We start from the raw sequence: 6,226 nt of genomic DNA on the forward strand, positions 1-6,226 counted from the left end.
GCGTCCATCAATGCCAGTGAACCAGCACATACGGTAGCCATGGAGGAAGAACCGTTAGATTCGAGGATATCAGACACTACTCTCACGGTGTAAGCGTAGTCACTGCCTGGCATCATTTGCTTCAGGGAGCGCATAGCCAGGTTACCATGTCCAACTTCACGACGGCCAGGGCCGCGCATCATTTTCACTTCACCTGTAGAGAATGGAGGGAAATTGTAATCCAGAATGAATTTGGAGTAGTTGGAAACAGCGGCGCTTTCTACCAGCAGTTCATCTTCCGGTGTACCGAGCGTAACAGTAGTCAGGGACTGTGTTTCACCACGTGTAAACAGGGCAGAACCGTGTGGGGAAGGCAGGATATCTGTTTCCATTGCCAGCGGACGAACCTGATCCAGTGCACGACCATCCAGACGAACAGATTCGTCGAGGATCATGTTACGGATCACTTCTTTTTCCAGATCATGCAGGTATTCTTTTACCAGCGGCTGATCTTCTTCCGGCAATTCGCCCAGGTGCTCTTTCAGTTCTACGCCGATAGCCGCAAACGCATCGCTGCGATCGTGCTTGGCAGAAGCTGACTTAGCCACTGTGTATATTTTTTGAGTAGCAAAAGCTGCTATTTTCGCTTTCAGTTCTTCGTTCTGGTGAGGCTGTGTGTATTCACGTTTACCGGTTACACCTTTCAGATCACGCAGTTGCTCCTGTGCCTTCACCTGCACCTTGATAGCAGCGTGTGCTGCCTCAATAGCGAGGATCAGGTCTTCTTCCTGGCACTCTTTACTTTCACCTTCCACCATCATGATGTTCTTATCAGTAGCACCAATGATGAAGTCCATATCAGCTTTAGCCAGCTCGGTACGGTTAGGGTTGATTACGTATTTACCGTCAATGCGGGCAACACGGGCTTCAGAAATGATTTCCTGGATAGGCACGTCGGAAACGGCCAGTGCAGCAGATGCAGCCAGACAAGCCAGTGCATCAGGCATTACTTCAGGATCGGAAGAGATCAGGGAAACTAATACCTGTACTTCACATAAGTAGTTATCGGGGAACAGGGGACGCAGAGCGCGGTCAATCAGACGGGAAATAAGTACCTCTGAATCAGACAACCGGCCTTCACGTTTGAAAAAGGAACCCGGTATACGACCGGCAGACGCAAATTTTTCCTGGTAGTCAACTGTAAGGGGGAAGAACGACTGGCCTGGTTTGGGTTCTTTATTTGCTACCACAGTGGCCAGCAAAATAGCATTCCCTAAACGCACCGTAACAGCACCGTCAGCCTGACGGGCCAACTTGCCGGTTTCGATGGTCACCATACGACCGTCTCCTATATCGAACTTCACTGAAATAGGTGTCAGATTCATAATAAAGTGAGGATTAAATATAAAGTTATCCTTTTTTGATCACTAAGGAATAACAAAAGGTATACATACAAAAAAACTATTCCCAACCTAAAAAGTTGGGAATAGCGCTATAAATAAGTCATGGTTATTTTCTGATACCTAACTTCTCGATGAGGGCACGGTAGCCTGTGAGGTTGGTTTTAGATAAATAGGAAAGCAAACGCTTTCTCTGGCCAACCATCTTCATCAAACCACGGTGGGTAGAAAAATCCTTCTTGTTTTGTTTCAGGTGACCGGAAATGCTGTTGATACGCTCAGTCAGCAGTGCAATTTGTGCTTCCGAAGAGCCTGTATTTTTTTCGCTTCCACCAAATTCCTTAAAAATATTGGCTTTCTTTTCAACAGTTAAGTAAGACATCTTTAAAAATAATAAGTAATAATAATGTTTTTTGTCGCTATTTTTCCGGTGCAAAGGTAATTTAAAAAATAGGAATTACCAATTAACAGGAAATTAATAATAAATGAGTGATAATGCACATCTGTAAATATTTCTTTCTCAACAACTCCTAAGAAGAAAAATTCACTGCTGCATTATCTGTTACATGCCCGTTTTCAGTACGTAGTACTCTTGACGGGAATTTTTGTAATACAATATAGTCGTGTGTGGCCATTACGATGGCAGTTCCCTCCCGGCAAATACGGAATAACAACTGCATAATACCATCGGAGGTTTCCGGATCCAGGTTACCAGTAGGCTCATCTGCCAGAATCAATTTAGGCGAATTCAACATTGCGCGCGCAATATCTACACGCTGCTGCTCTCCACCTGAAAGCTCATAAGGCATTTTAAAACCCTTGGTACCCAATCCCACTTTATCCAGTACGTCCGAAATCTTGCTCTCCATCTCCTTTGGATCCTGCCAGCCGGTAGCACGCAACGCAAATTTCAGATTATCATGCACATTGCGGTCTGTCAATAACTGAAAATCCTGGAACACCACACCCAGATTCCGGCGAAGATACGGCACTTTTTTCCAATCCATCTTCTTCAGGTCAAAACCAACTACCTGACCCGTCCCGTCGTTTAAAGGCAAATCACCATACAAAGTCTTTAACAGACTGGATTTACCAGTACCGGTTTTCCCAATGAGATAAACGAATTCTCCTTTATTCACTGTGATATTCACATCAGATAAAATCAAGGATTGCCCCTGGTATATACTGGCGTTAGTTAATTGTATGATAGGTTGTTCAGGCGTCATGTCCTTTCTATTTTTTACGATCAGTTGCGAACAAAAATAACTAATTAAAAAATAACTCGTTGTGATAATATATCAAATATCCTATCCGGTGTTCATCTTCCTGAAACTAAAAAAATAGTTGTTTAACTAAATAATTAGTTATACCTTAGAATCACTGATTAAAACCAACATATGAAACAGCTTACCAAAGCCGAAGAACAGATCATGCAGGCACTATGGGAAACAGGTCCTGCATTTGTGAAAGATATGATAGAAGTGATGCCGGAACCCAAACCACATTACAATACCGTATCTACCCTCATCAAAATTCTGATAGAAAAAGGCTTTGTAGACTATAAAGCCTACGGCAAATCCCATCAGTATTTTGCCCTGGTCACCAAAGATGCCTATAGCCATAAAACCGTCAACAATATTGTGAAAGGATATTTCGATGGTTCTTTTAGTAACATGGTTTCTTTTTTTGTGAAAGAAAAGGAATTAAGCATCTCTGAATTAGAAAAACTGGTACAAAAAATTAAAGACGCACAAAAACCTAAACCATGACAGTGCTGCTCACCTACCTGGCCAAAGTAATCGTATGCTCTGCTGTATTATACGCATATTATTATATAGCGTTGCGTAATAACCGTTTTCACCAATGGAACCGTTATTACCTGGTACTGATTACCATCGTGTCGTTGCTCACGCCCCTGCTGCAAATCCCTTTGCCAGGGCAAACGCCCGAGCCTTCCACCGTGCTTTCCTACACCAGCCGTATTATTACGCTGCGGGAATCCGTAATACCGGTCCGTCCTGCGATCAATGCTATTAGCGCCGGCACCATCATTAACCTCGCATATACGCTGGTCATTGCCCTATTGCTGACACGCATTCTCGTGAGCCTCCTTAAAATCAAAAAACTGATCCGCAATAGCCAGGTACAACAGGTACCACCTTACCGTTTTGTAAAAAACGAAGACATTAAAGCACCCTTCTCTTTCTTTACCTATATATTCTGGGATAAACACACGTCGCTGAATAGTCCCGAAGGACAGCAGATCCTCAAACATGAACTGGTGCACCTGCAGGAACAACACAGCACCGATAAATTATTCATGGAAATTGTAACTGCCGTTTGCTGGATCAATCCATTCTTTCACCTGATCAAACGCGAGCTGGCCCTCGTCCACGAATTCCTGGCCGACAAAAAAGCTGCCGGAGAAGAAGTCGCTGGCTATGCCCAAACCATTTTGCAGATGGCCTTTCAAACCAAGCAATTCAGCTTTACCAACGATTTTTTTCATCCGCCTATAAAACGTAGAATCCTTATGCTCACACAATTCCACACACCCAGGTTCAGTTACCTCAGACGTATTCTGGTACTGCCGCTGGCAGCATTCATTTTTTGTTCTCTGGCTTTCGTAGTGGATAAGCACCCTTCCGCCATTCGGGCGCTTTCCACCACAGCCACTACAGCTACCGTTTCTTTTACTCCACCTGAAGCCGCTATCAGCGCTGCTCCCGGAGATACCTCCAGGAAGCCGAAAGTGATTAAGCCAGACGCCAACGAAGTATTTACTTTTGTGGAAAAGCCACCTGTGTTTAAAGGTGGAGAAGATTCCCTGACCCACTACCTGTCGCGCTACACCCGCTACCCAAGAGTGGCCCAGGAAAATAACATTTCCGGTACTGTATTCGTTCAGTTTATTGTAGATAAAGACGGCTCCATTAAACAAGCAAAAACGGTAGGCGCCAAAAAAGGCGGAGGCCTTGAAGAAGAAGCCATCCGCGTAGTGAGCAGCATGCCGAAATGGACACCTGGCAAACAAAGCGGAAAAAGTGTAGCGGTGCAGTTTAACCTGCCGATACGCTTCGAACTGGACACAGATGGTGTGATGTCTACGCCGCCTTCCAAAGAGGAAATTTTCACACAGGTAGAACAACCACCCACTTTCCCCGGTGGAGAAGAAGCACTGGCCAAATACCTTTCGAAATCCATCCGCTATCCAAGAGCGGCGCAGGAAAAAAACACCAGCGGCACTGTATTTATACAATATATTATCAATAATGATGGCACCATCCGGGATGTCAAATCAGTAGGCGCCATAAAAGGCAATGGCCTTGAAGAAGAAGGCATACGGGTGGTAAAAAATATGCCGGTATGGAAACCTGGTAAACAAAATGGCCGGTTTGTAGCGGTGCAGTATAATTTGCCGATACGATTTACTTTACAACAATAACACTTATAAAACAATCAGGAGAGGTCCCGGTTTTTTACCGGGACTTTTTTTATGGATTATGGCCGTGGGGCCACCTTCCGTGAGATACTAACAGCTTTTTATTTCCTCCACTGCAAACCAAATAAAAAAGCAGTTCCCCGTTAAGAAGAACTGCTTCCATTTATAATTTTCTGCTTAATACACAAACGTACCCGCCGGTGCCACCACTGTCACTTTCTTCTCTTCGGCCGCTTCCACTCTACCTATGATCTGTGCATCGATGTTAAAGCTTTTGGAAATGGCGATGATATCTGCTGCAATGTCTGCCGGCACATACAATTCCATTCTGTGTCCCATGTTAAACACCTGGTACATTTCTTTCCATGGTGTACCGGATTGCTCCTGAATCAGGCTGAACAACGGCGGCACGGGGAACAGGTTATCCTTGATGACATGCAGTTTTTCGATAAAATGCAGCACCTTGGTTTGTGCGCCACCGCTGCAATGCACCATGCCATGTATTTGCGGACGGAATTGCTCCAATACTTTTTTGATGACCGGCGCGTAGGTACGGGTGGGAGATAATACCAGTTTACCTGCATCTATGGCACCGAAGCCTTCAATATCTATTTTATCTGTCAGTGATTTTTTACCACTGAATACCAGTTCGTAAGGAATGTTGGGATCAAAGCTTTCCGGATATTTTTCCGCCATTGCTTTGTTGAATACATCATGACGGGCGCTGGTCAGACCATTGCTGCCCATACCGCCATTGTACTCGGATTCGTAGGTAGCTTGCCCGTAGGAAGCCAGCCCTACTACTACATCACCCGCCTGAATGCGGTCATTGGAAATAACATCGGCGCGTTTCATGCGGCAGGTAACGGTAGAATCCACGATGATAGTGCGTACCAGGTCGCCTACATCGGCAGTTTCACCACCGGAAGAATAGATGCTGATACCGTGGTTACGCAGTTCTGCGAGAATCTCTTCTGTGCCATTGATGATGGCGGCTATTACGTCACCGGGTAACAACTGTTTGTTACGGCCAATGGTGGAAGACAGCAGGATATTATCGGTAGCGCCTACACAAAGCAGGTCGTCCATGTTCATGATGATGGCATCCTGCGCGATGCCTCTCCATACGCCGAGGTCGCCGGTTTCTTTCCAATAAATATAAGCCAGGGATGATTTGGTGCCGGCACCATCTGCGTGCATAATATTACAATATGCATCATCGCCCCCTAAAATATCGGGTACTATTTTGCAGAATGCTTTAGGGAAAAGGCCCTTATCAATGTTTTTAATGGCATTATGCACATCTTCCTTGCCTGCTGAAACACCGCGCTTGGCGTAAATATTATTATCCACCGGGAAATAAATAAATATGTAAATAAAAAATAAAGTAACTAAAGATGCTCTT

Annotated in this window: 6 protein-coding genes; 2 read left to right on the forward strand and 4 right to left on the reverse strand. The window is 44.8% G+C overall.

Annotated elements, in window-relative coordinates:
- From VIP81_RS13370 to VIP81_RS13380, 3 genes are all read right to left on the reverse strand, one after another.
- On the reverse strand, positions 1-1,364 hold a 1,364-nt coding region (locus VIP81_RS13370), incomplete at its 3' end, for a polyribonucleotide nucleotidyltransferase (RefSeq protein ID WP_331961257.1).
- 124 nt (positions 1,365-1,488) lie between these two features.
- Positions 1,489-1,761, reverse strand: coding sequence for a 30S ribosomal protein S15 (gene rpsO / locus VIP81_RS13375; RefSeq protein ID WP_106528148.1), 273 nt, complete (start codon positions 1,759-1,761; stop codon positions 1,489-1,491).
- A gap of 148 nt (positions 1,762-1,909) precedes the next feature.
- Entirely contained in the window at positions 1,910-2,605 is a 696-nt protein-coding gene (locus VIP81_RS13380) for a cell division ATP-binding protein FtsE (RefSeq protein WP_331961264.1), read from the reverse strand.
- 171 nt (positions 2,606-2,776) lie between these two features.
- Here VIP81_RS13380 and VIP81_RS13385 point away from each other — a divergent pair, with 171 nt between their 5' ends.
- Positions 2,777-3,148 (forward strand): BlaI/MecI/CopY family transcriptional regulator, encoded by a 372-nt coding sequence (locus VIP81_RS13385; RefSeq protein ID WP_133810139.1) that lies wholly within the window; start codon positions 2,777-2,779, stop codon positions 3,146-3,148.
- Positions 3,145-4,824 carry a M56 family metallopeptidase gene (locus VIP81_RS13390; protein ID WP_331961269.1) on the forward strand — a complete coding sequence of 560 codons (1,680 nt, stop codon included), beginning with the start codon at positions 3,145-3,147 and terminating at the stop codon, positions 4,822-4,824. Before VIP81_RS13385 ends, VIP81_RS13390 begins: the two co-directional genes overlap by 4 nt.
- 174 nt (positions 4,825-4,998) lie before the next feature.
- Here the strand turns inward: VIP81_RS13390 and VIP81_RS13395 are convergent, their stop codons facing one another.
- Positions 4,999-6,174 carry an AIR synthase related protein gene (locus VIP81_RS13395; protein ID WP_331961272.1) on the reverse strand — a complete coding sequence of 392 codons (1,176 nt, stop codon included), beginning with the start codon at positions 6,172-6,174 and terminating at the stop codon, positions 4,999-5,001.
- Positions 6,175-6,226 lie beyond the last annotated feature (52 nt).

Origin of the sequence: Chitinophaga sp. (assembly GCF_036566945.1) — a bacterium.
In the GTDB taxonomy this organism is placed as follows: domain Bacteria; phylum Bacteroidota; class Bacteroidia; order Chitinophagales; family Chitinophagaceae; genus Chitinophaga.